This window comes from Rhizobium sp. CC-YZS058, assembly GCF_034720595.1.
Classification (GTDB): Bacteria; Pseudomonadota; Alphaproteobacteria; order Rhizobiales; family Rhizobiaceae; genus Ferranicluibacter.
The window spans coordinates 1576196-1601651 of sequence record NZ_JAYESJ010000001.1; the positions used below are offsets into that span (position 1 = coordinate 1576196).

The 25456-nt window shown below is 63.7% G+C and carries 24 protein-coding genes; 11 read left to right on the forward strand and 13 right to left on the reverse strand.

The window, feature by feature from the left end; all coding sequences use genetic code 11:
• Positions 1-10: 10 nt before the first annotated feature.
• Together U8330_RS07485 and U8330_RS07490 are read right to left on the reverse strand one after the other, a co-directional pair.
• Entirely contained in the window at positions 11-169 is a 159-nt protein-coding gene (locus U8330_RS07485; protein ID WP_323104545.1) for an entericidin, read from the reverse strand.
• Between the two features lie 69 nt (positions 170-238).
• On the reverse strand, positions 239-832 hold the full coding sequence (locus tag U8330_RS07490; protein WP_323107222.1) for a DNA-3-methyladenine glycosylase: 594 nt from the start codon (positions 830-832) through the stop codon (positions 239-241).
• A gap of 95 nt (positions 833-927) precedes the next feature.
• Here U8330_RS07490 and U8330_RS07495 point away from each other — a divergent pair, with 95 nt between their 5' ends.
• The 3 genes from U8330_RS07495 to U8330_RS07505 all read left to right on the forward strand — a co-directional run bounded on the left by U8330_RS07495 (position 928) and on the right by U8330_RS07505 (position 2720).
• Positions 928-1263, forward strand: coding sequence for a hypothetical protein (locus U8330_RS07495; protein ID WP_323104547.1), 336 nt, complete (start codon positions 928-930; stop codon positions 1261-1263).
• A gap of 62 nt (positions 1264-1325) precedes the next feature.
• Entirely contained in the window at positions 1326-2321 is a 996-nt protein-coding gene (locus tag U8330_RS07500; protein ID WP_323104548.1) for a YihY/virulence factor BrkB family protein, read from the forward strand.
• Between the two features lie 42 nt (positions 2322-2363).
• On the forward strand, positions 2364-2720 hold the full coding sequence (locus U8330_RS07505; RefSeq protein ID WP_323104550.1) for a nuclear transport factor 2 family protein: 357 nt from the start codon (positions 2364-2366) through the stop codon (positions 2718-2720).
• A 55-nt stretch (positions 2721-2775) separates the two neighbouring features.
• On the opposite strand, the gene U8330_RS07510 is transcribed toward U8330_RS07505, so the two are convergent.
• Complete coding sequence (locus U8330_RS07510; RefSeq protein ID WP_323104551.1) at positions 2776-2961, reverse strand: DUF2735 domain-containing protein; 186 nt, start codon at positions 2959-2961, stop codon at positions 2776-2778.
• Between the two features lie 396 nt (positions 2962-3357).
• On the opposite strand from U8330_RS07510, the gene U8330_RS07515 reads away from it, so the two are divergent.
• A complete protein-coding gene (locus U8330_RS07515; protein ID WP_323104552.1) occupies positions 3358-4398 on the forward strand; it encodes a glutamine synthetase beta-grasp domain-containing protein in 1041 nt (346 codons plus the stop codon).
• Positions 4399-4726: 328 nt separating this feature from the next.
• Here U8330_RS07515 and U8330_RS07520 read toward each other — a convergent pair whose 3' ends face one another.
• From U8330_RS07520 to U8330_RS07530, 3 genes are all read right to left on the reverse strand, one after another.
• Positions 4727-5374 (reverse strand): TerC family protein, encoded by a 648-nt coding sequence (locus U8330_RS07520; RefSeq protein ID WP_323104553.1) that lies wholly within the window; start codon positions 5372-5374, stop codon positions 4727-4729.
• Positions 5375-5714: 340 nt separating this feature from the next.
• Positions 5715-5897 carry a hypothetical protein gene (locus U8330_RS07525; protein WP_323104554.1) on the reverse strand — a complete coding sequence of 61 codons (183 nt, stop codon included), beginning with the start codon at positions 5895-5897 and terminating at the stop codon, positions 5715-5717.
• 82 nt (positions 5898-5979) lie between these two features.
• Entirely contained in the window at positions 5980-6144 is a 165-nt protein-coding gene (locus tag U8330_RS07530; protein WP_323104555.1) for a hypothetical protein, read from the reverse strand.
• 750 nt (positions 6145-6894) lie between these two features.
• Between U8330_RS07530 and U8330_RS07535 the strand changes: the two genes are divergently transcribed.
• Entirely contained in the window at positions 6895-7059 is a 165-nt protein-coding gene (locus U8330_RS07535; protein WP_323104556.1) for a hypothetical protein, read from the forward strand.
• 138 nt (positions 7060-7197) lie between these two features.
• Complete coding sequence (locus U8330_RS07540) at positions 7198-7434, forward strand: DUF6894 family protein (RefSeq protein WP_323104557.1); 237 nt, start codon at positions 7198-7200, stop codon at positions 7432-7434.
• Here U8330_RS07540 and U8330_RS07545 read toward each other — a convergent pair.
• From U8330_RS07545 to U8330_RS07565, 5 genes are all read right to left on the reverse strand, one after another.
• Positions 7412-9469, reverse strand: a complete 2058-nt coding sequence (locus U8330_RS07545) for an acyltransferase family protein (protein WP_323104558.1) — start codon at positions 9467-9469, stop codon at positions 7412-7414. The genes U8330_RS07540 and U8330_RS07545 overlap by 23 nt on opposite strands.
• A 132-nt stretch (positions 9470-9601) precedes the next feature.
• Complete coding sequence (locus tag U8330_RS07550) at positions 9602-10639, reverse strand: sulfate/molybdate ABC transporter ATP-binding protein (protein ID WP_323104559.1); 1038 nt, start codon at positions 10637-10639, stop codon at positions 9602-9604.
• Positions 10640-10653: 14 nt separating this feature from the next.
• Positions 10654-11559 (reverse strand): sulfate ABC transporter permease subunit CysW, encoded by a 906-nt coding sequence (cysW, locus tag U8330_RS07555; protein WP_416236829.1) that lies wholly within the window; start codon positions 11557-11559, stop codon positions 10654-10656.
• A complete protein-coding gene (gene cysT / locus U8330_RS07560) occupies positions 11549-12406 on the reverse strand; it encodes a sulfate ABC transporter permease subunit CysT (protein WP_323104560.1) in 858 nt (285 codons plus the stop codon). The genes cysW and cysT overlap by 11 nt, the downstream gene beginning before the upstream one ends.
• Before the next feature lie 6 nt (positions 12407-12412).
• Positions 12413-13438: a sulfate ABC transporter substrate-binding protein gene (locus U8330_RS07565; RefSeq protein WP_323104561.1), complete on the reverse strand. Its 1026-nt coding sequence runs from the start codon at positions 13436-13438 to the stop codon at positions 12413-12415.
• A 157-nt stretch (positions 13439-13595) separates the two neighbouring features.
• Here U8330_RS07565 and U8330_RS07570 point away from each other — a divergent pair, with 157 nt between their 5' ends.
• The 5 genes from U8330_RS07570 to U8330_RS07590 all read left to right on the forward strand — a co-directional run bounded on the left by U8330_RS07570 (position 13596) and on the right by U8330_RS07590 (position 22093).
• Positions 13596-14153, forward strand: a complete 558-nt coding sequence (locus U8330_RS07570) for a DUF924 family protein (RefSeq protein WP_323104562.1) — start codon at positions 13596-13598, stop codon at positions 14151-14153.
• 115 nt (positions 14154-14268) lie between these two features.
• On the forward strand, positions 14269-16965 hold the full coding sequence (locus tag U8330_RS07575; protein WP_323104563.1) for a mechanosensitive ion channel family protein: 2697 nt from the start codon (positions 14269-14271) through the stop codon (positions 16963-16965).
• 165 nt (positions 16966-17130) lie between these two features.
• Positions 17131-19644, forward strand: a complete 2514-nt coding sequence (locus U8330_RS07580) for an FAD-dependent oxidoreductase (RefSeq protein ID WP_323104564.1) — start codon at positions 17131-17133, stop codon at positions 19642-19644.
• A gap of 145 nt (positions 19645-19789) precedes the next feature.
• Positions 19790-20623, forward strand: coding sequence for a response regulator (locus U8330_RS07585; RefSeq protein WP_323104565.1), 834 nt, complete (start codon positions 19790-19792; stop codon positions 20621-20623).
• A gap of 144 nt (positions 20624-20767) precedes the next feature.
• Entirely contained in the window at positions 20768-22093 is a 1326-nt protein-coding gene (locus U8330_RS07590) for a diguanylate cyclase (protein WP_323104567.1), read from the forward strand.
• A 6-nt stretch (positions 22094-22099) separates the two neighbouring features.
• Here the strand turns inward: U8330_RS07590 and U8330_RS07595 are convergent, their stop codons facing one another.
• Entirely contained in the window at positions 22100-23104 is a 1005-nt protein-coding gene (locus U8330_RS07595) for a GlxA family transcriptional regulator (protein ID WP_323104568.1), read from the reverse strand.
• A gap of 384 nt (positions 23105-23488) precedes the next feature.
• A complete protein-coding gene (locus U8330_RS07600; protein WP_323104570.1) occupies positions 23489-25390 on the reverse strand; it encodes a methyl-accepting chemotaxis protein in 1902 nt (633 codons plus the stop codon).
• Between the last annotated feature and the right edge of the window lie 66 nt (positions 25391-25456).

The following is a 25456-nucleotide window of genomic DNA, read 5'->3' on the forward strand; positions in this document are numbered from 1 at the left end:
GAGGGAGAGGTCAGCCGCCGCCGAGCACGCGTCGGCTGGCATCGTCCATGGCGCGGCTTTGGTCCTGTCCGTCCCGCTTGAGGCCCTGGGCCGTGTTGCCGCAGGCCGAAAGGGTCAAGGCTGCCAGCGCAACGGCGAGCAGGGCGGTGCGGGTCTTGTGAGAGGTCATGGTCGCTCCTTGTCAAAAAGGGTCGCATGCAGACCCATGACAGGGGATGTGTCGCGCAGACCTGGGAAGTCAATCCGCGCCGGTGTCTTGTCCGGCCGCTGCAGCCATGGGCTGGCTGTTCGGAAAGCGGCGGCTGAGGAGGCGGCTGCCGCGCAGGCCGAAGCGCCACGGGCGATCCATGTCGCGGCTGATGCCGATCCGTGGCCCCGTCTGCACGTCGGCAACCGCGTCGGAGGCCACAAGCGTGAAAGGTGAGGAGAGCATGTCGGCGCCATCCTCGGCGATCGTGATGCCAAGCGCCTGGCAGAGCCGGCCGGGGCCGGCGCAAAAAAGGGCGGGTGCGACATCACCCCGGCGGGCCGCCATCGTCTCCAGTCCCGTTTCGGGTGCGAGCGCGCGCAGCAGGACGGCGCTGCCCGGTTCGCAGACGATGTTCAGGCACCAGTGGATGCCGTAGGACCGGTAGACATAGGCATGGCCGGCCGGCCCGAACATGGCGCGGTTGCGCGGCGTCGGCCCTCGGAAACTGTGTGACGCGGCATCCTGCGGTTCATAGGCCTCGGTCTCGACGATCATTCCTCCGACCCCTTCGAACAGGAGCCGCGCGCCGATCAACAGCGGCGCGACTGCAGAAGCCGGCCGTTCGAAGAAGGCACGATCGATCAAGGTCTTATCCTCCGCTTCCTATCCGGTCTCCGCTCTGCCGCAAACACGGAACCAAGCACGCCTGTTTTCGTTCTGCCGAAAAGGAGCGGTTCATGTCCAGACACGCGATGCAATCCTTCACCCTTTCGCTGCCCATCTGCGTCCGCGCGCTCGCGCTCGCCGGCATGCTGGCTGCAGGTTCGGTGGCGGAGGCACAGGACGGCCGGAGCGCCTGCCGCACGACGCCCCCGGCAGCGCAAGGGGAGGGCGCGCCGAAAAGCGAGGGGCAGAGCCTGACCGAGACGCTCGACAGCTGCAACAGCGTGCTGACCCCGCCGCGCGTGGGAGATGGCGACCTGGTCGAGCCGGCACCGGACGCGGGCAAGACCCCGGTCATCACGCCGGGCGACCTGCCGCCACAGGGCAATCCATCCAACAACCCCGGCTAGGCGAGCCGCAGCGAGAGAGCGGCGCGGGAGGGACAGCCCGCGCCATGACGAGAGAGGGACAGATGACAGGACATGGCGCAACCGCAGCGCCCGCGCGGATCACCGCTCGGGACGAGGCACATGGGCGAACAGCGAAAAGCCCGACGGACATCCCCTTTCCCGGTTTGAAGGACGTGTTCTGGCGCGTGGTGGCGGAGGTCAGCAATGACCGGGTGACGCTGATCGCCGCCGGAGTGACCTATTATCTCCTGCTCGCGCTCTTCCCGACGCTGACCGCGCTCGTCTCTCTCTACGGCTTCGTCGCCGACCCCGGCGCGATCGGCGTGCAGGTCGGCCTGCTTGCCGACGTGTTGCCGGCGGGCTCGCTCGACCTCATCCTGAACCAGCTGAAGGCCCTGACCTCGCAGCCTGCATCGACGCTGTCGATCGGCTTCATCAGCGGCCTGGCAATCGCGCTCTGGAGCGCGCACAACGGCACGCGCGCCCTGTTCGATGCCATGAACATCGCCTATGGCGAAACCGAGCGACGCGGGTTCTTCCGATTGACCGGGCTCGCGATCCTGTTCACGCTCGGCGCCATCATCGTCGCCTGCGTCATCATCTCGGCCATCGGCGTCCTGCCGGCGGTTCTGTCCTATCTGTGGTTGGATCGCTGGGTGGAGCTTCTGGCACGCGCAGCGCGCTGGCCGGTCATGCTGGCTTTGGTGGCGGGTGGGACCATGCTGCTCTATCGCTATGGGCCTTGCCGGGAGGCCGCTCAATTGCGCTGGCTTTCGTGGGGCGCGCTCTTCACCAGCATTGCCTGGCTACTCGCCTCGCTGGCCTTTTCCTACTACCTCGACAACTTCGCCAACTACAATGCCACCTATGGCGCGCTCGGTGCTCTGATCGGCTTCATGGTCTGGATCTGGATGTCGGTCATCATTCTCATCATCGGCGCAGAGATCAATGCCGAGCTCGAGCGTCAAACGGCAGTGGACTCGACCACCGGAATGCCCCAACCTATGGGCAAGCGCGGCGCCTTCGCCGCCGATACCTTGGGTGAGGAACAGGGCTGAGCGCGCTGGCGCCGGCTCCTTGCAGTGACGGGTGGCACGAGAATGAGTGACGAGGCGCAAATCCGCGATGTGGTTCATCGCCTGGTTCATGCACTGGGGACGGGGGATGCGCCGGCGTTGGTGGCGTGTTTCCATCCGCAAGCGGTCATCATCGCCACGGATGGCACGGCGGTTCAATGCATGAGCGTGACGGACTATGCCGGGGCCTTGCCCTCAACGGATGCGGCGGAAACACCGCCCGGATCGCCGGACCTGACCATCTACGACATCACCGAGTCCGTTGCCGTCGTCAAGCTGATCGACAAGTTCGATGGGCGAAGCTTTGTCGGGCACCTTTCTCTGATCCGTCTCGGCGGACTTTGGCAGATCGCAAGCGTCAACTACCAACTGCGCAGCTAGGCACAACCGGCCGGCATCGTGCAGCCGGGATCATCTCGACTGTCGGTCGCCCCGGTCAGTTCTTCTGCGGCGTGGTCTCGCGCATGGCTTCTTCATGATACCAGCAGGTGTCGATGATCATGATGCGGTCGTCGACCTGCAGATCGGCCTCGCGGCGGGCCTTCCAATGTCCGGCGCCCTTCAGGCCGCCCAGGGGAAATTGGAGGATCGTCGCCGAGTGGCGCTCGTTGATGATGGGCATGGCATCGGCTCCCTTCTCAGCTGTTACCGTGGCGTCATATTGCACATATTTTGGTCTTAAAGTCTAAAAATAAATCAAACGGACGCAAAAATTCCGTTCAATCTCTGCCTCAACGGCGCTCCGCCCGCCAAGTTCCGAGGCGTCTGCCTCGATTTTCGTCTCTCGTATCTCGGAACTCCGCCAGCGCTCCGAGAAGTCGGTGCGAAAAGCGGTATCGATTCAACAGACAAGGTCCCCATACGAGTAGGCTTGGCGCGAATTATCGTCCGGCTCGATTTCTTTTCTCTTACGATCTGAAACTGGCACGGCGCATGCATTCCTTGATCGTTGGAGGGACGGACTGGTCGCTGCGGCCGATCGCCCCCTGGATGGCTCACCATTTATGAGAGATTTGTCATGACTAAGTATAAGCTCGAGTACATCTGGCTCGACGGGTATAAGCCGGTACCGAACCTGCGCGGCAAAACGCAGATCAAGGAATTCGAATCGTTCCCGACGCTCGAGCAGCTGCCGTTCTGGGGCTTCGACGGGTCGTCGACCATGCAGGCCGAAGGCCGCAGCTCCGACTGCGTGCTGAAGCCGGTCGCTCTCTATCCGGATCCGGCCCGCACCAATGGCGTGCTCGTCATGTGCGAAGTGATGATGCCCGATGGCGTTACCCCGCATCCGTCCAACGCCCGCGCCACGATCCTGGACGACGAAGGTGCCTGGTTCGGCTTCGAGCAGGAATACTTCTTCTATAAGGACGGCCGTCCGCTCGGCTTCCCGGAGGCCGGGTATCCGGCACCGCAGGGCCCGTATTACACGGGCGTCGGCTTCAAGAATGTCGGCGATGTCGCACGCGAAATCGTCGAAGAGCATCTCGACCTCTGCCTCGCCGCTGGCATCAACCACGAAGGCATCAATGCCGAAGTGGCCAAGGGCCAGTGGGAGTTCCAGGTGTTCGGCAAGGGCTCCAAGAAGGCTGCCGACGAAGTCTGGATGGCCCGCTACCTGCTGCAGCGTCTGACCGAAAAGTACGGGGTCGACGTCGAATATCATTGCAAGCCGCTCGGCGACACCGACTGGAACGGCTCCGGCATGCACTGCAACTTCTCGACCACCTATATGCGCGAAGTCGGCGGCAAGGCCTATTTCGAAGCGCTGATGGCCGCATTCGAGAAGAACCTGATGGCGCATATCGACGTCTACGGTCCGGACAACCACATGCGTCTGACCGGTAAGCACGAGACCGCACCGTGGAACAAGTTCTCCTACGGCGTTGCCGACCGCGGCGCCTCGATCCGCGTGCCGCACTCCTTCGTGAAGAACGACTACAAGGGCTATCTGGAAGATCGCCGTCCGAACTCTCAGGGCGACCCCTACCAGATCGCTTCCCAGGTTCTGAAGACGATCTCGGAAGTCCCGACCGAAGGCAAGGCCTCGGCCGCAGCCTGATCCTCCCTTCGACCATCATTGGAACGGCGCCGGAGCAATCCGGCGCCGTTTTTCGTGCGGCGGGTTTGCCAGGAATGGGGACGTCGAGGCGAGCGAGCGACGGCGTGGACGCGTTTCGAGCTAAAGCAACCCGTTGTCCGATCGGATCTGGGCCTGCTGTTGGGTCGCGATTGGCGCGGGAGAGTTCGCCGAGTTCGCAACGAGGGGCGGAGACGCCACCGCATCGTCCGATCGCGCCAGAGCAAGCAACGCGAAGACAGGGACCAAAAAACCGGCCTCCATAGAGAGGCCGGTGCGGGTCTGCGGGTCAGAATTCCGGTGTGGTTGATCAGCCGGCGGGGGTAGGGGTGGACGTGCCGGTGAGGTAAGGCCAGACCTCCAGACCGCCGTGAACCATCATGGTCAGCGCCACATAGAAGATCACGGCCAAACCGACATAGGCGATCCAGCGGTGCTTGTGCAGCAGCGAGGCGATGAAGTTGGCGGCGAGACCCATCAGCGCGATCGAGAAGATCAGGCCGATGACCAGCACGGAGGGATGATCCTGCGCGGCACCGGCAACGGCCAGCACGTTGTCGAGCGACATGGACACGTCGGCGATGACGATCTGGGTCGCTGCCTGCAGGAAGGTCTTGCGAACCCGCATTTCCTCTTGCGCATTCGGATCGAGCGACTGGTTGGCCTCATGCGCGGCCGACCGAAGCTCCGACCACATCTTCCAGCAGACCCAGAGAAGAAGGACGCCGCCGAGGAGCTGCAGACCGACGATGGCGAGAAGCTGCACGGTGATGGCGGCGAAGGCGATGCGCAGCACCGTGGCTGCAAGAATGCCGACGAGAATCGCTTTCTTGCGCTGGTCAACGGGAAGGCCCGCTGCTGCGAGACCGATGACGATCGCGTTGTCGCCGGCGAGAACCAGATCAATCGCAATGACCTGCAAGAAGGCGGCAAAGCCGGCAGCGGTAAAAATTTCCATCAGTCACCCATCTCCAAACGTCTTGAGCACAGACTCCTCAAAGGCAAGCCGTCACGGCTGGGCTTCGAGAACAGGAGCTCGGGGCTCGCCGCCTGCACGCCTCTGCCTGCCGGCCCCTGTCCCCAGGGCCGAGAGACCATCTGTTGGTGGGTAAAGACATTTTGATCGTGGAAGCAAGGGAAAAACGTTGCCGGCGCCCGTTTGCGGAAACGGCGCCGCGCCTCGCTATGGTCCTATATCGGCTTCGTGCCGTAAGCATAAAAGAATGCTCACCCTTCCCCAATCGCGGGAACTCGCGCATCGCGCGTCAGTTGACACCGACCAAGCCCTGCGGTCGCCGTCACATGACTGGTGTGCGCCGCTTGGCAGCCATCAGCAGATCCAGTTCCGTGGCCGAAGGTCCGAACCGTTCGAACAGCCGTTTTGCCTCTTCCGTCGCCAAGCCGTATCGGGCCTGAAACTCTTCCAAGGTGCAGGCTTCGCCGCGCACCGTTCGTCCCCGAACACCCTTGAGATCCGTCATGATCACTGCTCCTTCATCCCTCGGCGGGTTAACGCGAGGTGAAGATCAAGGTTCCGGCGGAAGGGCCTGATTTTCAAGCGAATCAGCGTCTCGATTCGAGCCCTTTCAGGGCGGCGACGCCGGCTGCATGAGCCTGGAGCTGGGTGGTGAAGGCGCCCTGCGCCGGATAGGTGACACCGCGATAGACAAGAACGAAGGCCCATCGTCCGTTGCGAAGCGGCACCAGCGTGATGGAGGAGGCGGACATGGTCGAAAATCCCTACGAAGCCGTGATCCCCGCATCTGACAGAGGCGGGTGGAAGGGGCAAGGAGAAAGCGTCGCTCGAATGACGGAATCAGCCAGCCGACCCCCGGACTTAACCTTTCGTTAGGCTGTATGGCCAGTTCAAGCCGTCAAGCCTCCAGGCCCCACGATCATGCCTTTTCGCTCGTGCAAAAACACATAGCTGCAATGCAATATACCGTCTCGCCAATCGGGGAGGCTGGTGTATGATCCTCCTCATCGAAGCGCTGCACCTCCTCCCGCACCGCTTCGACCAGTCAGGGAACTCCTCCTCCTCCCAGGTTCCCCGACAGATGGTCTGCAGCACTCCTCCTCCCAGCTGCCGGCCGGAATCAAGAGCCTGCTGCACCTCCTCCCGCAGCAGGCTCTTTTCGTTTTGACCCTCTGCATCTTCTGCTCACGTCCGCTGGACAGGGCGCTCGACCGAGCGTGTCCTCGCCTGTGTCCGAATACCCGCCGACATGGGTCGCTCTGCTGTTGCGCGTGGTTATTCGACAAAGCACCGAGGAAGCCGTGCTGCCTCGCACACCGCTTCCGGAGGGGGTGTCTCGGTCGTCAACGACTTGAGCGCCCAACTGTCCAGACTGGCATCAGGCGTTGTCCTCGGAACATTGCCATCCTGGCCGGCGTTTTCGAACACGTGGAATGTCGTGCAAGCGGCGCGAGGGTCCGGTGCCTGACGAGGGGCATGGAGCCGCAAACAAGGAGCTGTCCATGCCGGTGCGTATCCTGATGATCGCGATCTTCGGCCTCGTCATCGCGGCGATCCTCAGTGTGCTGGTCGTGCAGCAGTTTGACACGGAATCGAGCCCATCGAAGCTGACACCGCCAGACCCCTTGGTCACGACACCGGAGCGGGAAGCGCGGGAGGCGAACTAGCTGCCGATGCTGCTTTCTCTCAGCGCTGTCGCGCCGAGCGGCGGACCTCGACCGGCCGTCGGTCGGCTCTCGTTCAGCCTTCAAATTGCCGACGTCGTAGGCGAGTAGAAACGGTCGAAGAGAAAGAACGGATGCGTCATGCCAGCCTTCTATTTCAGCGTGGTCGACAATGACGGCGTCATCGGCGCCGACGAGGCCTTCGAATTTCCGGACCTGACGGCCGCCGTCGAGCAGGCGAAGACGGTGCTGGGCGAGATGGCCCTGGATGGGCTGCCCTCCGCGCCGACCAATATGATCGAAATCGAGGTTCAGGACTCGGCCCGCATGCCGGTGGCGCGGATGACGCTGGAGCTCAGAATCCAGTATTTGCGCTGACGGCATCGGCGGCCGGCGCTGTCTCCTTCAGCGACCGGACAGCGTCGATAATGCCTGGCATGAGCAGGCCTGCGCCAGCGTTCGAGAGGTGGTCATCGTCGAAATAGAAGATCTGCTCGCCCGAGAGGCTGTTGACGCATCGCCCCTTCACCAGACTGTCGCAGAACACTGATCCGGGCTTCACCTTGCGCAGACGCGGATGCTCGAGCCTGTCGAAGGCCGCGATGACGGCGGCATTGCGCGCGGCATAGATCTCCGCCGAGGTTGAAAGCGGTTCGACCGTCTGACCCGTCATCGCCGCGCGAGCGAGGAGGTTCGGCACGGTCCACCCTGCCTCCGGCACGGGATAGACGAGGACGACATCGATGCCCTTGTCGAGATAGGCGCGGATATCGGCAAGATAGGTGTCGATGACCCGCTTCTTGCGGGCCGGATCGTCCTGTGCACCCATGGCGTCGCGGCGATCATAAAGATCGACATAGGTCGGCTTCAGCGCTTCCTTGCCACCCTCTCCATTGTCGAAACCGTTGCCATCGACATAGAGCGACCAGCGGCTGAGCATGATCACCGTCTTGATCTTCGCGTCCGCGATATAGGCCTCGATGCCGGTGAAGAAGCGATTGCAGCGTTCGCGATACTTCTTGTCGGAGACGACGAAGCCGGAGAAGCCGACGCAGGCGGAATGAGAGAGGGCATAGAGGTTCAGGCCCTCCCGCGAAAAGGCGCGCAGGGCTTCGCCGGTGATGCCGGCTGCATGCGAGTCGCCGATCAGCATCGTGTCGATTGGCCCGTTCTCCGGTGTCCGGCAGGCCTTGATCGGATGGTCGAGCTTGGCCTGGCCCTTGTCGAACAGGCAGGCTTCCATGGCCGGATCCGGGTTCTCCTCGACAGCCAGCGCAAGGCGCGCTTCCTCCGGCAGGCGAAAGGCAAGCCCGCCATCCAGCCGGCCGAGACTGCCGATCGCGATCAGGACTGCGGCAGACAGGGCGGTCGCGCCGAGAATGCGGGGTGCGGAGGCGAGGATCCCGCTTCGGCCTGTCCGCACCGGTGTCTCGATGAACCGCCAGGACAGATAGGCGAGTGGAACGGAAAGCGCCGCAAGCCCGAGCATCAGCCAGACGGAAGGTTCCGTCAGGCTGCGGATGCGAGCGAAGGCGAAGAGCGGCTGGTGCCAGAGATAGAGACTGTAGCTGATCAGGCCGATGCCGGTAAGCAGCGGGGTCGAGAGCAGCCGCGCCGTTGCCGTGCCCTGTCCGCCGCAGAGCACGACCAGAACCGTGCCAATCACCGGCAGCAGCGTGTAGACGGAAGGAAACGGCGTCGTCTCGTCATAGAGTAACACCGAGAGCGCGATCATGGCGAGGCCCAAGAGCGACAGAGCGCTGCTGCGCGGCTGGGGATGGCGCAACAGGACGAGCGCCACCAGCGCCCCGGCAAAGAGCTCCCAGGCGCGGCCGAAGGGCAGGTAGAAATTGCCGCTCGGATCGCCATTGAGAAAGAACTGGGCCGCGAGGAAGCTCAGGATCGCAAGACCCGCCACCACGGCCATGCGAACGCGATCGCCGAACCGATGAATCAGCATCAGCACCAGCGGAAAGACGAGGTAGAACTGCTCCTCCACCGCCAGGCTCCAGGTGTGCAGCAGCGGCTGCAGTTCGGCAGCAGCCGCGAAGTAGCCACTCTGCTGCCAGAAGAGCACGTTCGAGTAGAAAAGGCAGACGGCGATGATGCTTTCGCCGAAGCTCTTCATCTGCGCCGGCAGCATCCAGGCCCAAGCGAACGGCAGGCAGCAGAGCATGACGACGAACAGGGCGGGGATGATGCGCCGCGCACGACGCTCGTAGAAGCCGAGAATGGTGAAGCGGCCCTTGTCCTGGCCGGCGACGATGATGCCCGTGATCAGATAGCCGCTGATGACGAAGAACACGTCGACGCCGACGAAGCCGCCGGCAAAGGCCGAGAGCCCTGCATGGAAGAAGATGACCGGGACGACGGCGACGGCCCGCAGGCCATCAATTTCGGGTCTGTGCTGCATGGGACGAGCGGTCTCTGACGGGATGGCCGGATTACCCCCCTTCGGAGGCAATTCAGGAATTACGCATTTACCGTCAGATTCGACTTCCCGTCAACCGAGGCGCACTTTATCCGGTCAGGGTCAGGGTCAGGGTCAGGTGCGAAACAGCTTCCAACGCGTGGGCCGGAAGGCGATGCGCGTTCCGACTGAAGCCTGGCTGTCGGCCGGCACTTCGATTTCCACACGCTTGGTCGCGCCCGGCACGTCGAGTTCCACATGCCGCGTTCCCGCCACGCGGCGGCCGAGGCTGACGAGCCCGGCGATGCAGCCGCCACAGCCATCGAGCAGCTCGATATCATGCGGACGGAAGTAGAGCTCGGCCGGTCCGTCCGGCTCGCCCTTGGCCGGCAGGCCGATCGACCGGTCGGCGATCCAGACCTGGCCGTTTTCAACACGCACCGGAAGCGCATTCGATTCGCCGATGAAGCCGAAGACGAAGGCCGAGTTCGGATGATCGTAGATCTCGTCCGGCGTGCCCACCTGCTCGATCCGACCCTTGCTCATCACCACCACCCGGTCGGCGAGCTCCAGCGCCTCGTCCTGGTCGTGCGTCACGAAGACGGTGGTATGGCCCGTCTGGTCGTGGATCTCGCGCAGCCAGCGCCGCAGCTCCTTGCGCACCTGCGCATCGAGCGCGCCGAACGGTTCGTCGAGGAGCAGCACGTTCGGTTCCACTGCCATGGCGCGGGCCAGCGCCACGCGCTGCCGCTGCCCACCGGAAAGCTGGGCCGGGTAGCGCTTCTCCATGCCCTGCAACTGCACGAGGTCGATCAGCTCGCTCGCCCGCTTGCGGATCTCGGCGGCCGGCGGCCGCGTGCGGGCCGGGCGGATCTTCAGGCCGAAGGCGACATTGTCGAGCACCGTCATATGGCGGAACAGCGCATAATGCTGGAAGACGAAGCCGATATTGCGCTCCTGGACCGTCTTCTTCGAGGCATCTTCAGTCCCGAAGAAGACCGTGCCGTCGGTCGGCGTCTCCAGGCCGGCGATCAGGCGGAGCAGGGTGGTCTTGCCGGAGCCGGAAGGACCGAGCAGGGCGATCAGCTCGCCGGAGCGAATATCGAGCGACACCGTCTCCAGCGCCGGAAAGCGGCCGAAGTCCTTGCGGATGTCTTGTACGCGTACTTCCATGAAAGGTGACCTCTTCAGTGCCTGCGGCTGGCCGCAATTTCGGCGCTGAACCTGTATTCGAGAAGGGATTTGATGACGAGCGTCAGCAGTGCCAGCAGCGCCAGAAGGGCGGCGACAGCGAAGGCGGCGACGAAGCTGTACTCGTTGTAGAGGATTTCGACCTGCAAAGGCATGGTGTTGGTCATGCCGCGAATGTGGCCGGAGACCACCGACACGGCACCGAACTCGCCCATCGCGCGTGCATTGCAGAGAAGCACGCCATAGAGCAGTCCCCATTTGATGTTGGGCAGGGTCACATGCCAGAAGGTCTGCCAGCCGCTCGCTCCAAGCGAAAGCGCCGCCTCCTCGTCCGCCGTCCCCTGTTCCTGCATGAGCGGGATCAGCTCGCGGGCGACGAAGGGGAAGGTGATGAAGACGGTCGCCAGCACGATTCCCGGCACGGCGAACAGGATCTTGATCCCATAGCTCTGCAGCCAGGGTCCAAGCACGCTGTGCGAGCCGAAGAGCAGCACGAAGACGAGACCCGAGATGACCGGCGAGACGGAAAAGGGCAGGTCGATCAGGGTCGTCAGGAAGGCTTTGCCCTTGAACTCGAACTTGGCGATCGCCCAGGCCGCCGCAATGCCGAACACGAGGTTCAGCGGCACGGCAATGGCCGCCACCAGCAGGGTCAGCTGGATCGCCGAGAAGGTTTCCGGATCGTTGAGCACGGTCCAGAACTCGCCCGGGCCATTGGCAAAGGCCTCGGTGAAGACGACGGCGAGCGGCATGACGAGGAAGAGCGCCACGAAGAGCAGCGACAGCGCAATCAGGCTGTAGCGGGCCAACCGGCTTTCGGAGGTGGCGCTGCGCACCATTTCCGACGTGCGGTCGGTGCCGCGCGCGGGCGGGGCGGAGGGTACGGTGGCATCAAGAGCCATAGACATATCTCCGCCGGCTCCAGGCCTGGATCGAATTGATGAGGAAGAGCATCGCGAAGGACAGGATCAGCATGACGGCGGCAATGGCGGTCGCAGCCGGATAGTTGAATTCCTCGAGCCGGATGACGATCAGAAGCGGCGCGATCTCAGAAACATAGGGCAGGTTTCCGGCAATGAAGATCACCGAGCCGTATTCGCCGACCCCGCGGGCGAAAGCGAGCGCGAAGCCGGTCAGAACCGCGGGCGCGAGCCCCGGCAGCAGCACGCGGCTGACCGTCTGGAACCGGCTGGCACCGAGCGTGGCCGCGGCTTCCTCGACCTCGCGGTCGATCTCCTCCATTACCGGCTGCACCGTGCGGACCACGAAGGGCAGGCCGACGAAGATCAGGGCTATGACGATGCCGGTCGGCGAATAGGCAACCTTGAGGCCGAGCGGCTCCAGATACTGGCCGATCCAGCCATTCGGCGCATAGAGCGTCGTCAGCGCGATGCCGGCGACCGCGGTCGGAAGCGCGAAGGGCAGGTCGACCATCGCATCGATGACGCGCCGCCCGGAAAAGCGGTAGCGCACCAGCACCCAGGCGAGCAGAACGCCGAAGACGACATTGGCGAGCGCCGCCAGGAAGGCCGTTCCGAACGAGATCTTGAGCGCGTTCAAGGTGCGCGGATCAAGCGCCAGCGACCAGAAGGTCGACCAGCCGAGCGCGCTCGAGCGCCAGGCGAGCCCGGACAGAGGAATGAGAATGATGAGGGTGAGCCATGACACAGTGACGCCGAGCGCCAATCCGAAACCCGGAATGACGCTCGGCTGTCTCAGGTGCCATCGCTTCGCGAGGCTGAATGGCATGGAGGCTTATTGTCCCGGCTTGTAGATCGTGTCGAAGACGCCCCCGTCTCCGAAATATTTCGGCTGAGCTTCCTTCCATCCGCCGAATTCGTCAATGGTCGACAGCTTCACCTCGGCAAAGCGCTTGATGTCGGCCGGGTCCGCCGCTTCCGGCTTGAAGGGGCGGTAATAATGCTTGGCGGCGATCTTCTGCCCGACATCGCTGTAGAGATAGCCGAGATAGGCTTCCGCCAGCTTGCGCGTGCCCTTGGCGTCGACATTGCCATCAACGAGCGCCACCGGAGGCTCGGCCTTGATGGAGACGGAGGGGGTGACGATGTCGAACTTGTCCGGCCCCAGTTCCTCGAGCGAGAGATAGGCCTCGTTCTCCCAGGCGATCAGCACGTCGCCGAGCCCGCGCTGGACGAAGGTCGTGGTGGCGCCGCGCGCGCCGGTATCGAGAACGGGCACATGCTGGAAGAGCTTCGTCACATAGTCCTGTGCCTTGGCATCGTCGCCGCCATTGGCGGAGCGGGCCCAGGCCCAGGCGGCGAGGAAGTTCCAGCGCGCGCCGCCGGAGGTCTTCGGGTTGGGCGTGATGACCTGGACGCCGTCCTTGATCAGGTCGTTCCAGTCCTTGATGCCCTTCGGATTGCCCTTGCGGACGAGGAAAACGATGGTCGAGGTGTAGGGGGCGCTGTTGTTTTCGAAACGACCCTTCCAGTCGGCCGGGATCTTGCCGCTTTCCTTGGCAATGGCATCGATATCGGCTTCTAGCGCCAGCGTCACCACGTCGGCATCCAGCCCGTCGATCACCGAGCGAGCCTGCTTGCCGGAGCCGCCATGCGAGGTCTGGATCGTCACCGTTTCGCCGGTGTCGGCCTTCCATTTTTCAGCGAAGGCAGCGTTGAAGTCCTTGTAGAGTTCGCGCGTCGGGTCATAGGACACGTTGAGGATCGTCTGGTCGGCGAAGGCAAAGCCCGTGGTGCCGAATTGGACGCTTGTGGCGAGAAGCGCCATGGCAAGAAACCGCGTGATCGTCTTCGTCTGCATGCTCGACCTCCGTTTTTGGTGATGCTTACTCTAGCGAATTGATGGAGTTTCAGAACAACAAACTTTCCGTTCTCGGTGCGCTCGAAGAAAAGCCATTTCGTTGACATCGGCTGCTGCGCAAGATTGATGCCGTCAAACGCTGAACAGGAAGAGAGCGATGATGAGCGATCCCATGACGACGCCGGACGACGTGCTGCGCTTCTGGTTCGAGGAGCTTGACGAAGAGGACTGGTTCAATTCCTCGCCGGAGCTCGATGCGGAATGCGCCCGGCGGTTTGCAGCCACCCATCTGGCGCAGTCGCGCCGGCTCGATCCGCGCTGGCAGGCCGATCCGCAGTCTCGCCTGGCGGCCGTGCTTCTCTTCGATCAACTGCCCCGCAACATCTATCGCGGCTCGCCGCTGGCCTTTGCGACCGATGGTCTTGCCCGGCGGGAAGCGCGGCTGGCGCTCGATGTCGCAGCCGATCAGGCGGTGGGCAGGACCGAGCGCGCCTTCTTCTATCTTCCCTTCGAACATGCGGAGACGGTCGAGGACCAGGCCCTGTCGGTCCGGCTGTTTGCCGCGCTCGGCGATGCGAAACTGCTCGACTACGCAGAGCGTCATGCCGTCATCGTTCGCCGGTTCGGCCGTTTCCCGCACCGCAACGCAATCCTCGGACGCGAGACGACGGCCGAGGAACGGGTCTTCCTGCAGGAGCCGGGCTCGAGTTTTTGACGCACGGCCCCATAATCGCCATACCGCTCATGGAACGGCTGTCCGGCCGTGTCCGACCGGACTGTTGACAATTCTGCGGGCCCGCACGCCGCCCGCCGCCATTCAAGCGATCCTGATGACCCGTTTCCTATCCGTCCTTCTCATCGCCCTTCTCGCTGCCCTGCCGCTGCAGGCTGCCTTGGCCCAGCAACCCGCCGCGCAGCCGCAGGCAACCCAACCGGCTCCCCCGGCTCAACAGCCATCCAATGCGCAAGCACCGGCCCAGCAGCCACCGGCCCAGCAAGCCCCCACCCAGCAAGCCCCCGCCCAACAGGCGCCAGCCCAGCAGAGCGATGCGGCCAAGACCCTGCAGGCCGCGCAGCAGGTGCTCAGCCGGCTGACGGACCGGGTGGAAGAGGGGCGGGCGGACGACAACCGCTTGGCGGAACTGAAGGCGCAGACCGATGATCTCTCCGGCCAGGTCGCCGGCCTGCTCGATTCGTCGCGCACCCGGCTCGACCAGATCAAGGGACGCCTGACCGAACTCGGCGATCCGCCGGCCGACGGCGCGCCGCCGGAAGCGGCCATTGTTACCGAGGAGCGCAATCGCCTCCTGCAGGAGCGCACCGACCTCAATGCCGTCACAGGCAGTGCCGAAAGCGTGCAGGAGCAGGCCAACAGCCTTTCCGCCTCGATCACCGAAATTCGCCGGGCGCTGTTTGCCAACACGCTGCTGCGCCACACCGACATCTCGCTCGATACCTTTGCCGATGCCGGCACCGCCTTCCTTGCCGAACGCGAGGCCTTCACGCGCAACCTGACCAGCTGGCTGTCCTTCGTTCTGTCCTACAAGCGCCTGCCGCTGTTCAGCGCGGTCTCCTTGTCGCTTCTGGCGGCGCTGGTTCTGCTGCTCGGCACGCGCCGGCTGTTCTCTCCCGTCATCAAGCGGACGACGAGGGATGTGCATCCGAGCTATCTCGCCCGGCTCTCGGTCGCCTTCTGGTCGACGATGATCCCGACGATCGCGGCCGGCACCTTTGCGGCGACCTGCTATTTCCTGCTGATGACCTTCAACGTGCTGCGGCCCGATATCTCGCCCGTCGTGCGCATCCTGCTCGGCATCAGCGCCGGCCTGCAGTTCATCTGGACGATTTCGACCGCCGTTCTGGCGCCCGGCCAGAGCACCTGGCGGCTGGTGCGCGTCTCGGATCGCGGCGCCGTTCTGCTGGTTGCGGCCATTCTCGCGATGGCCGTCGTCAATTCGGCCGATTATCTGCTCGAAACGATCAGCGTCACGCTGGCCTCGCCGCTGGTTCTCACCGTGGTGAAGAGCCTGATCGCCTCGATCATCATCGGCCTGATCCTCATGAGCCTGTCGCTCCTCAAACCGGTCATTCCGCAGGGCGAGCCGCTGGATGCGCAGGGCCGTCCCTGGCCGCGCTGGCTCTCCTTCCTGCTGTTCTTCGCCGGCCTGGGGCTGATCTTCGCCGCGCTCTCCGGCTATGTCGGGCTGGCGCGCTTCATCGCCACGCAGATCGTGGTGACGACGGCGATCTTCGTCACCATGTATATCGGCATCCTCTCCGGCAAGGCGATCGCCAAGCAGGACGCGCTCGCCAAGACCGTGGTCGGCCGCTATCTCGCGCGCCGCTTCCGGCTGGAGCAGGTGGCGCTCGACCAGATCGGGCTCCTGACCGGGCTTCTCATCTATGTTCTGGTCGCCTGCTTCTTCATTCCGCTCTTCCTGCTGCAATGGGGCTTCAAGATCGCCGACATCGAGTCGGGTGCCTACCAGCTGCTGACCAATATCCAGGTCGGCACGATCAGCATCTCGATCATCAGCATCTTCGCCGGCATCCTGCTGTTCGTTCTCGGTTTTCTCATCACGCGCTGGTTCCAGCGCTGGCTGGACCGCAGCGTCATGGCCCGCAGCCGGGCCGATGCCGGGGTGCGCAATTCCGTCAAGACCGGCGTCGGCTATCTCGGCATGGGGCTTGCGGGGCTGATCGGCATTTCCGCCGCGGGGCTCAATCTCTCAAGCCTCGCGCTTGTTGCCGGTGCCCTTTCGCTCGGTGTCGGTTTCGGCCTGCAGAACATCGTCTCGAACTTCGTCTCGGGCCTCATTCTCCTCGTAGAGCGGCCGTTCAAGGTCGGCGACTGGGTCATCTCCGGAACGACGGAGGGCTATGTGAAGCGCATCTCGGTGCGCGCCACCGAGGTCGAGACCTTCCAGCGCCAGACGATCATGGTGCCGAACTCGCTGTTCATCAACGCCTCCGTCGGCAACTGGACGCACCGCAACAAGCTTGGCCGGGTCGATGTGCCTTTCACCGTCCATGCCAGCAACGATCCACGCAAGGTCGTGCAGGTGCTCAAGGCCGTGGCGCAGGATTGCCAGACGATCCTGCGCAATCCCGAGCCGCAGGTGGTGTTCATGGGGTTCACCGCGGACAAGCTGGATTTCGAGGTTCGGGCCTTCGTGGCCGATATCCTCTCCGGCGTCTCGGTGCGCACCGAACTGCGCCTTCTGGCCTTTGAACGCTTCAAGACGGATGGCGTGGCGCTGGGTGGGCCGGCGGCACCGGAAGTGCCGGTCAAGATCAGCCCGGACGATGCCGCGCTGCTCTCTGATCTCTTCCGCGGCCTGCGCCCGGGTCGCCTGCCCGAGGAGGCGCCGGAGGAGGAGGAGGGAGAGGCGCTGCCCGATCAGCCCACTCCGGAGCCCGATGTGGCCGAGCCCGAACCATCCGCTGCCCAACGCCCGGCACCGCAGGGGCCCGGCCATGCCTTGAGCGCGCGGGCCCGCCGGCGCGCGCGGCAGGGCGGCAAATAACGCGCCGGGTCCCTCGGACGCTGCTGAGCGAAAAGGTCGCTGCGCACATGCCGATGTCGCAAACAGGCGGTGGCCGCGCGGGACGCGATTGCATAGTCCGCGGCACAACAGAAAATGCCGGCTGACGGGGTTCGGCCGGACGTTCAGATCAAGGGGATCGGTCTCATGAAAACACAGGCGCGGGCGGTGGTCATCGGCGGCGGTGTTGTCGGCGTTTCAACGCTGTACCACCTGGCCAAAAAGGGCTGGAGCGACTCTGTGCTCATCGAGCGCAAGGAGCTGACCTCCGGCTCGACCTGGCACGCGGCCGGCCTGTTGCCCCTGTTCAACATGAGCTACTCGGTCGGCCAGATCCACAAATATTCCGTTCGCTTCTACCAGGAGCTGCAGGAAGAAACCGGCATGAATGTCGGCTTCTCCAAGGTGTCCAACATCCGTCTCGCGCGCACCAAGGATCGCTGGGACGAGTATATGTATTATGCCGGCATTGCCGAAACGATCGGCATCAACGTCAAGCTGCTGACGCCGGAGGAAGTCAAGGAGATCTGGCCGCTCTGCGAGACCGATGGACTGCTCGGTGCGATCCAGCATCCCGACGACGGCTATATCCAGCCGGCCGATCTGACCCAGGCGCTCGCCAAGGGCGCGCGCGATCGCGGCGCCACGATCTACCGCAACACCACCGTCACCGCGATCGAGCAGCAGCCGGACGGGATGTGGAAGGTGACGACCGACAAGGGCGAGATCATCGCCGAACACGTGATCTCCTGCACCGGCAACTTCGCCCGCAAGACGGGCGAGATGGTCGGCATCAATATCCCGGTCATCCCGGTCGAGCACCAGTACATCGTCACCGAGCCGCACCCGGCGATCCTGGAGCGCAAGAAGCAGGGCCTGCCGGAAATGGGGGTTCTGCGCGAATCCGACAGCGCCTGGTACATGCGCGAAGAGAATGGCGGCCTGCTGCTCGGGCCTTATGAAGTCGGTGCGCCGGTCTGCTATGTCGACGGGCCCTCGGACGAGAGCGAATACGAGCTGTTCAACGAAGAGCTGGAGCGGCTGATGCCGCATATCGAGACCGCCATGGTGCGCGTCCCGGCCTTCGGCGAAGTCGGCATCAAGAAGGTCTATAACGGCGCCATCGCCTACACGCCGGACGGCAACCCGATCATCGGCCCGGCGCCGGGGCTGAAGAACTTCTGGCTGAACGAAGGCCATTCCTTCGGCATCACCGCCGCCGGCGGTGCCGGCTGGCAGCTGGCAGAATGGATCGTCGATGGCGAATCGACGCTCGACATGATGGGCGTCGATCCGCGCCGCTTCGGCCCCTATGCGACGGAAGGCTACCTCATCGCCAAGAACGAGGAAGCCTATGCCAATGTCTTCACCATGCACTATCCAGACGAAGAGCGCTCGGCCGCCCGGCCGCTCAAGACGACGCCGATCTATGACCGGTTGAAGGCGCTCGGCGGTGTCTTCGGCTCCGTCTATGGCTGGGAGCGCGCCAACTGGTTCGCGCCGGCCGGCTACGAGGTGCCGAAGGATCAGCTCGGCGTCGGCGTCGACGTCCTCACCAACCACAACCATGCGCCGCCGCTCGACGATGGCCGGATCGTCGAGAAATGGTCCTTCCGTCGGTCCAACTATTTCGAGCATGTGGGCAACGAGGTGAAGGCCGTCACGTCCGGCGTCGGCCTGCTCGACATGTCGGCCTTCGCCAAGATGGAAGTCTCCGGCCCCGGCGCCCGCGCCTGGCTGGAATCGATCTTCGCCAATGCGATCCCGAAGAAGCGCGGCCGCATCGCGCTCTGCCACATGCTGACGAAGCATGGCGGCGTGCGCGCCGAATTCACCGTCTATGAATGGGCGCCGGGTCGCTTCTATCTCGTCTCGGCCGGCGCCTATGAGGCGCACGACCACGACTACCTGCGCAAGCTCGCGCCGAGCGACGGCTCCGTCCGTCTGCAGCAGATCACCCAGCGGCTCGGCGTTCTGGTTCTGGCCGGCCCGAAATCGCGAGAGGTGTTGAAGACGCTGACCCGCACGAGCCTCGAGAACAAGGACTTCCCCTGGCTCACCGGCAAGGAAATCTCCGTCGGCGTTGCGACCGCGCACGCGCTGCGCGTCAATTTCGTCGGGGAACTCGGCTGGGAACTGCATCACCCGATCGAGATGCAGGCCTATATTTTCGACAAGCTGATGGAAGCGGGCGCCGCCCACGGCATCAAGCCGTTCGGCATCCGCGCCATGACCGCCATGGCGGTCGAGAAGTCCTATCGCCTGATCCCGCGGGAAATGTCGATCGAATACAATGCCTATGAATCGGCGCTCGACCGCTTCATCAAGCCGGAGAAGGATTTCATCGGCCGGGACGCGCTGCTCGCCTACAAGGAGAAGGGGCTCGCCTGGAACTTCGCGACGCTCGCCGTGCACGGCACCACGGATGTCGACGCCCGCGGCTCGGAAGCGATCTACGATGAAAGCGGCGCTCTGGTCGGCCGCGCGACCAATGGCGCTTATGGCTGGCGCGTCGGGCAGTCGCTCGCACTCGCCATGCTGAAGCCGGGCCATGCGGAGATCGGCACGAAGCTCAAGATCAAGATCCTCGGCGAACTCTATGACGCCACCGTGATCGCGGAAAGCCCGTTCGATCCGGAGAACGCCGCGCTGCGCGCCTGAGCGGCGGTGCGCTCCCGGGAAGGCCGGTCCGCCGGCCTTCCGATCGCCTGTCTATTTCTGGGACAGCCCGTGCGCTCTTAACCACTGGGCAAACATTCCTCTCTAACCTGCTCAATAAGGGGAACACTTAACTCAAGAGCGCGCGATGTCCTTTTTCGGTGTGTCCGGCATGTATTATTCCGGCGAGTCATTATCGCAGCATCGCATCGTCCTCGCCGAGGACTCCAATCTGTTTTCAGCCATGGTCTCCAAGCGGCTCAAGGAGCTCCTGGACATCGATGTCATCGTCTGCCGCGACTATGACGAGCTGCAGTTCGCCGTCGAGAACGCTGCCTTTCCGGCGGCGCTTGCCATTTCAAACATCAATCTTCCCGGTGCCGAAAACGGCGAGGCGCTCAATTATCTGGTCGAGATGAGCGTGCCGACCATCGTTTTCACCGGCACCTTCCAGGAGCAGACCCGCGAGTCGATCCTGGCGCGCGAGATCGTCGACTATGTCATCAAGGACAGCGTCTTTGCGGTGGATATGCTGGTAGAATCGGTCTGCCGCTTCCTCACCAATCACCGCCATCATGTGATGATCGTCGATGACAGCGTCACGGCCCGTGCTCTGTTGACCACCCAGCTCAAGCGCTACAATTTCCGCGTCTCGGCTGCCGACAGCGGGGCCACGGCGCTTGACCTGCTGAAGCGCCACGATGACATCGGTCTGGTCATCACCGATTACAACATGCCTGATATTGACGGGTTCGAGCTGACGCGGCGTATCCGCGGCGCCTATGGCCCGCATCAGCTGCGTATCATCGGCGTGTCCTCCTCAACCAACCGGCTGCTGTCCGCGCGGTTTCTGAAAGCGGGCGGCAACGATTTCGTCGTTCGGCCGTTCGTCAACGAAGAGTTTTACTGCCGCGTGAACCAGAATCTGGACACGCTGACCAAGATCCGCACGCTCGGATCCAAGGTGGCCCTCAGCGCCTGATCGGCGTCCTCGCGAAAGGGCTGTCCGTCCGGCCGCCTCCGGGGGCACGAGACGCAGAAAGCCAAGGGTACGCGCGGTCGGGAGCCGCGCGCGCCGTCGGGTAAGGAAGGGCCAGCCTGGAACGCTCGCCCAGTCGAATGGTGGATGACCGTGGGGTCGAGCAGGGCAGCGTCGCCGGAAGGCGGCAGGGGGAAGCACAGCGGCAAATCCTTGCTGCTGGTGGAGGATTCGCGTGTTTTCTCCACTTTGATCCGCCAGAGGGTCGAGGGCGAACTGGGCGCGGTGGTGACCCATTGCGCCTCGCTGGCCGAAGTGCGCCGCGCGACGTCCACGGGCGACTTCGCCGTTGCCGTTCTCGACCTGAACCTGCCGGATGCGCCGAACTGCGAGGCGCTCGACCATGTGATCGCGGCCGGCATTCCGGCCATCGTCTTCACCGGCACCTTCAACGATCAGACCCGGGCCGATATTCTCTCGCGCGATGTGGTGGACTGCATCGTCAAGACCGCCGCTGCGATCCCGAACCTCCTGTCGCTGATCGACCGGACGCTCGGCAACCGGCAATCGAGCATCCTGATCGTCGATCCGAACAGCGAAGGCCGCGGCGAGCTTGCCCGTCTCCTCCATCGCCACAGCTTTCGCGTGGTCGAATGTGCCGATCTGTCCGCTGCGCAAAGGGCGCTGACGACAGATCTCTTCGAACTCGTGCTCTGCCGGGCCGAGGATGAGGGCAATGACAGGGTCATGGATCTGCTCGGCCTGGTTCAGATGCAGTTCTCGGAGGATCCGCCGCCGCTGCTCGTTCTTTCGGACACGGACAATCCGCGCGACGAGCTGCGCTACCGCCAGGCGGGCAGCGCGGATGTCATCCGCCTGCCGCTGCAGCCGGAAGCCTTCCTGCTGCGGGTCGATTTCATCGTCGCCATGCAGAAGCGTATCCAGTCGCTCCATCGCCTGGCCGCGCGCGATTATCTGACCGACCTCTTCAACCGCCGCTACTTCTTCCAGCATGGGCCGCGCATTGTCGAGCAGTCGCTTCGATCCGGAACAGGGGCGGCGATCGCCGTTCTCGACATCGACCATTTCAAGCGGCTGAACGACACCTACGGCCATGAGGTGGGCGATCTCGTGCTGAAGGCGGTCGCCCGCAACCTGCGCCACCATGTGGGCGAGGCGCATCTGCTGGCGCGCCTTGGCGGCGAGGAGTTCGGCATCCTGTTCGGCAATCTCGACGTGGCGGCAGCCTCCGCCTTCTGCGAGACGCTGCGCGCCTCGATCGCCATGGCCAAGGTGGTTGCGGATGACGAGGAGCTGTCCGTCACGGTCTCGATGGGCATCGCCTCGATCGAGGGGCGCGAGACCTTCGACAATTATCTGAACGCCGCCGACCAGTTTCTCTATATGGCAAAGCATGGCGGCCGAAACCGGATCGTCTCCGACCTCAGCCTGCTGCAGTCCATGGCCTCCTGAGGCGGTTCAGCGCGCCGGCTGCAGCGTCAGCTTGCGGTCGGAGCGCTCCTGCTGTGGCGAGCGGCTATAGAGTTCGCGATAACACTTGGAGAAGTGCGAGGCGGAAACGAAGCCGCAGGCGACCGCGACCTCGACGATCGGCATGGCCGACTGGACGAGCAGGTGGCGTGCGCGATCGAGCCGGATCTCGAGGTAGTAGCGGGCCGGTGAACGACCCATTTCCTGGCGGAACAGCCGCTCGATCTGGCGGCGGGAAAGGCCGGCGCTGTCGGCGACCTCGATCAGCGACAGCGGCTCGGCGAGGTTGGCCTCCATCAGCTCGATGATCGACAGGACCTTGGCATTCTGCACCCCGAGGCGTGCGCGCAGCGGCAGCCGCTGGCGGTCATGCGGCCCGCGCACCCGGTCGGTCAAAGCCTGTTCGCAGACGCTGTTCACCAGCGTTTCCCCGAAGTCCTGGTCGATCAGGTTCAGCATCATGTCGAGCGAGGCGGTGCCGCCGGCGCAGGTGTAGATGTTGCTGTCGATCTCGTAGAGATCGGCATAGACATCCGCCTGGGGGAAAGCTTCCGCGAAGCCCGGCAGGTTTTCCCAGTGAATGGCGCAGCGCTTGCCGTTGAGCAGGCCGGCGGTCGCCAGCACATGGGCGCCGGTGCAGAGGCTGCCGACCGCGACGCCGCGATTATAGACCTCGCGCAGCCAGGCATTGACCGACTTGTTGTTGAACGCCTCGACCTGCACGCCCGAACAGACGAGCACCATGGAGGGCCGGCCTTCGCCGCCGAGCAGCTTGCGCTCGTCGGCCAGCGAGCCGTTCACCTCGATCTCGATGCCGGCCGAACAGGTGACCTTGCCGCCATCGCTGGAGGCAAGCCGCCAGCTATAGGCCTCGTAGCCCAGCATGCGGTTGGCGATGCGCAGCGTTTCGATGGCCGCGGAGAAAGGCAGCATGGAGAAGTTCGGGACGAGGAAGAAGACGAGGGAACGCTTTTTGGACAGGGGCTTGGTCATCGCGTAACTCCTTGGCGCGGCGAGCCTAGCTTGCGCTCCTCGCGCCGACGGGCTGCTCTGATCGCGACATTGACAGGGATGGCCGCGACTGCCAAGTCAGTTTCTTTTGCGACATGCGTTGCAAAGGTAAGTTCTTGTGCAATTGCCTGTTAGCCTGCCCAAATTCGCTGCAGATGCGTGCATTTGAGTGTGCAGGTGCGAAGAGGGTTCGAACGGGCTTTAGAAAGCGGACATGCACTTTTCCGATTGCGACCCTTTTGGACCGATGGCTTGATGTCGGACATAGACAAGGATCGGTTTGCGCCCGAAGCGGGGAGCGGCCCGTGTCCGGGTCGGCTCGGCAGTGGGGGAAGAGGAGGGGGCGGCCCCCCTCCCGGTCGTCGTCTACCGTGCCGCGCTGGCTGCACGCGGGCGGGCGGGTGCTCTTGAGGGCGCCGTCGTGCGCTCGGTCGTTCCCATGTGCCGCGCGACGCTGTGCAGGGCGCCACTGTGCCCAGATGCCTGCTCCATGATGCGGAACGTTGCCACCAGGCTGCGCAGCGTCTCCGCCTGCTCCGCCAACGTTCCGGCGGCATGGGTCGTTTGTTCGACCATGGCCGCATTCTTCTGCGTCGTCTCGTCCATCTGGTTTACGGCCACGTTGATTTCCGCAAGGCCGGTCTTTTGCTCGTTGGCCGCCAGCGCGATCGCGTCCATCTCGTCGTTGATGTTGCGGATAAAGCCTCCGATTGTCTGAAGGGCCTCTCCTGCGCTGCAGACGAGGCGAACACCGGACTGGACATGCTGGGAGGAGTTCTGGATCAGAACCTTGATCTCCTTGGCGGCCTGGGCGGAACGCTGGGCCAGTTCGCGGACCTCCTGGGCGACGACCGCGAAGCCCTTGCCGGCTTCGCCCGCCCGCGCCGCCTCGACGCCTGCATTGAGCGCCAGAAGATTGGTCTGGAATGCGATTTCGTCGATGACGCCGATGATATCGAAGATCTGCGTCGAACTCTTCTCGATCATCTGCATGGCGTCGACGGCCTGCGAAACGACCTCAGCGGAGTCGGCCGCTGCCTGGTTTGCGTTGAGGGCCACACGGCGTGCATCGTTCGTCCGCTCGGCGGAGCCGGCGACATTGCCGGTAATCTGCTCCAGGGCGGCAGCCGTCTCTTCAAGCGCTGCCGCCTGCTGTTCGGTGCGTCGGGAGAGGTCGTTTGCGCCGCTGGCGATCTCCTGCGTGCCGTCGTTCAGCACGATGATCGACTGTGTGATGCCGCTGAGGACCGAACTGAGCTTTCGGATCGAGCCGTTGAAGTCATGCCGGAGGCCTTCGAATTCCGGCGCGAATTCCTGTTCGATCTGGACGGAGATGTCGCTGGAGGCCAGGCGCTGCAAGCCGGCCGCCAGAGCCTCGGTCACCACTCTCAGTCGTTCCGCCGCTTCTGCGTCGGCCTGCGCCCGTGCGGCGGCCATTCTTCCCGTCGCGTCTCGAGCCTCCTCCGCCTGCTTTTCCAGTTCCGCTTTCGTTACCGCCGCCTGTCGGAAGACTTCGATCCCTCCCGCGATCAAGCCGATTTCATCGGTGCGCTCGCGGAAAGGGATAGGCGACTGGGTGTCGCCCGCAGCCAAGGCGCCGATGGCCTGGGTGATCCTGCGCAGCGGCTTCGAGATGCCGAGGAAGGCGAAGATCGTGGATCCCGCCACGATGACGAAGGTCAGGGCCGTCAGCAGGATCGAGATGAGCTGCGTCTTTGAATAGGCCGCCTGGCTTTCCTGGTAGGCTGCATCGGCGCCCTTTTGATTGATGTCGACCAACGCCGACAGCGTATCGGATGCCTCGTCGAACAGCGTCTTTCCCTTCCCTCTGAAGAGAAGGGTGGCCTGTTCGTTCATGTTCTGCCGTGAAAGGGCGATCACCTGGCTGATGAGCTGCGTGTAGGCGGCCCATTGGGTGGCGAACTTGTCATAAGTGGCGCGCTCCTCGGACGATGAGATGAGGGGTTCATAGCGGTGGCGCAGCGAAGCAATCGATGAACTGACGGCGGCGGTGTCACGCTCGGCCGCTGCCATCTCGTCTTTCGTTTTCGAAAGGATATGGGCCGCTTCCGCAATCCGCTGGTCCGAGGTTGCTGTGTTCAGCGCATTGACCAGATTGATCGACGGCATCCAGTTTTCCGAAAACTGGCGGGTGGCGTCATTGGTGGTGCTGAGCCCCGACAGGCTCGCATAAGAGATCGCGCCGGAGGTCAGCAGGATCGCCGCGAAAACGGCGCCCAAAAGCAGTCTGATGCTTGGCCTTTTCATCGTCGTCTCCAGGATCTGAATCGGTTAGAGACGGCATGAATATGGTGTTTCACTTAAGTATGGTTT

What these genes read in the sequence shown, in the direction of transcription:
- U8330_RS07575 (WP_323104563.1), top strand. Translation starts at nt 14,269, where the DNA reads ATGACCCGTTTCCTATCCGTCCTTCTCATCGCCCTTCTCGCTGCCCTG.
- U8330_RS07520 (WP_323104553.1), bottom strand. Translation starts at nt 5,374, where the DNA reads ATGGAAATTTTTACCGCTGCCGGCTTTGCCGCCTTCTTGCAGGTCATT.
- U8330_RS07530 (WP_323104555.1), bottom strand. Translation starts at nt 6,144, where the DNA reads ATGTCCGCCTCCTCCATCACGCTGGTGCCGCTTCGCAACGGACGATGG.
- cysT (WP_323104560.1), bottom strand. Translation starts at nt 12,406, where the DNA reads ATGCCATTCAGCCTCGCGAAGCGATGGCACCTGAGACAGCCGAGCGTC.
- U8330_RS07500 (WP_323104548.1), top strand. Translation starts at nt 1,326, where the DNA reads ATGACAGGACATGGCGCAACCGCAGCGCCCGCGCGGATCACCGCTCGG.
- U8330_RS07540 (WP_323104557.1), top strand. Translation starts at nt 7,198, where the DNA reads ATGCCAGCCTTCTATTTCAGCGTGGTCGACAATGACGGCGTCATCGGC.
- U8330_RS07525 (WP_323104554.1), bottom strand. Translation starts at nt 5,897, where the DNA reads ATGACGGATCTCAAGGGTGTTCGGGGACGAACGGTGCGCGGCGAAGCC.
- U8330_RS07565 (WP_323104561.1), bottom strand. Translation starts at nt 13,438, where the DNA reads ATGCAGACGAAGACGATCACGCGGTTTCTTGCCATGGCGCTTCTCGCC.
- U8330_RS07485 (WP_323104545.1), bottom strand. Translation starts at nt 169, where the DNA reads ATGACCTCTCACAAGACCCGCACCGCCCTGCTCGCCGTTGCGCTGGCA.
- cysW (WP_416236829.1), bottom strand. Translation starts at nt 11,559, where the DNA reads ATGGCTCTTGATGCCACCGTACCCTCCGCCCCGCCCGCGCGCGGCACC.
- U8330_RS07505 (WP_323104550.1), top strand. Translation starts at nt 2,364, where the DNA reads ATGAGTGACGAGGCGCAAATCCGCGATGTGGTTCATCGCCTGGTTCAT.
- U8330_RS07590 (WP_323104567.1), top strand. Translation starts at nt 20,768, where the DNA reads ATGACCGTGGGGTCGAGCAGGGCAGCGTCGCCGGAAGGCGGCAGGGGG.
- U8330_RS07580 (WP_323104564.1), top strand. Translation starts at nt 17,131, where the DNA reads ATGAAAACACAGGCGCGGGCGGTGGTCATCGGCGGCGGTGTTGTCGGC.
- U8330_RS07515 (WP_323104552.1), top strand. Translation starts at nt 3,358, where the DNA reads ATGACTAAGTATAAGCTCGAGTACATCTGGCTCGACGGGTATAAGCCG.
- U8330_RS07495 (WP_323104547.1), top strand. Translation starts at nt 928, where the DNA reads ATGTCCAGACACGCGATGCAATCCTTCACCCTTTCGCTGCCCATCTGC.
- U8330_RS07585 (WP_323104565.1), top strand. Translation starts at nt 19,790, where the DNA reads ATGTCCTTTTTCGGTGTGTCCGGCATGTATTATTCCGGCGAGTCATTA.
- U8330_RS07545 (WP_323104558.1), bottom strand. Translation starts at nt 9,469, where the DNA reads ATGCAGCACAGACCCGAAATTGATGGCCTGCGGGCCGTCGCCGTCGTC.
- U8330_RS07535 (WP_323104556.1), top strand. Translation starts at nt 6,895, where the DNA reads ATGCCGGTGCGTATCCTGATGATCGCGATCTTCGGCCTCGTCATCGCG.
- U8330_RS07570 (WP_323104562.1), top strand. Translation starts at nt 13,596, where the DNA reads ATGATGAGCGATCCCATGACGACGCCGGACGACGTGCTGCGCTTCTGG.
- U8330_RS07595 (WP_323104568.1), bottom strand. Translation starts at nt 23,104, where the DNA reads ATGACCAAGCCCCTGTCCAAAAAGCGTTCCCTCGTCTTCTTCCTCGTC.
- U8330_RS07510 (WP_323104551.1), bottom strand. Translation starts at nt 2,961, where the DNA reads ATGCCCATCATCAACGAGCGCCACTCGGCGACGATCCTCCAATTTCCC.
- U8330_RS07600 (WP_323104570.1), bottom strand. Translation starts at nt 25,390, where the DNA reads ATGAAAAGGCCAAGCATCAGACTGCTTTTGGGCGCCGTTTTCGCGGCG.
- U8330_RS07550 (WP_323104559.1), bottom strand. Translation starts at nt 10,639, where the DNA reads ATGGAAGTACGCGTACAAGACATCCGCAAGGACTTCGGCCGCTTTCCG.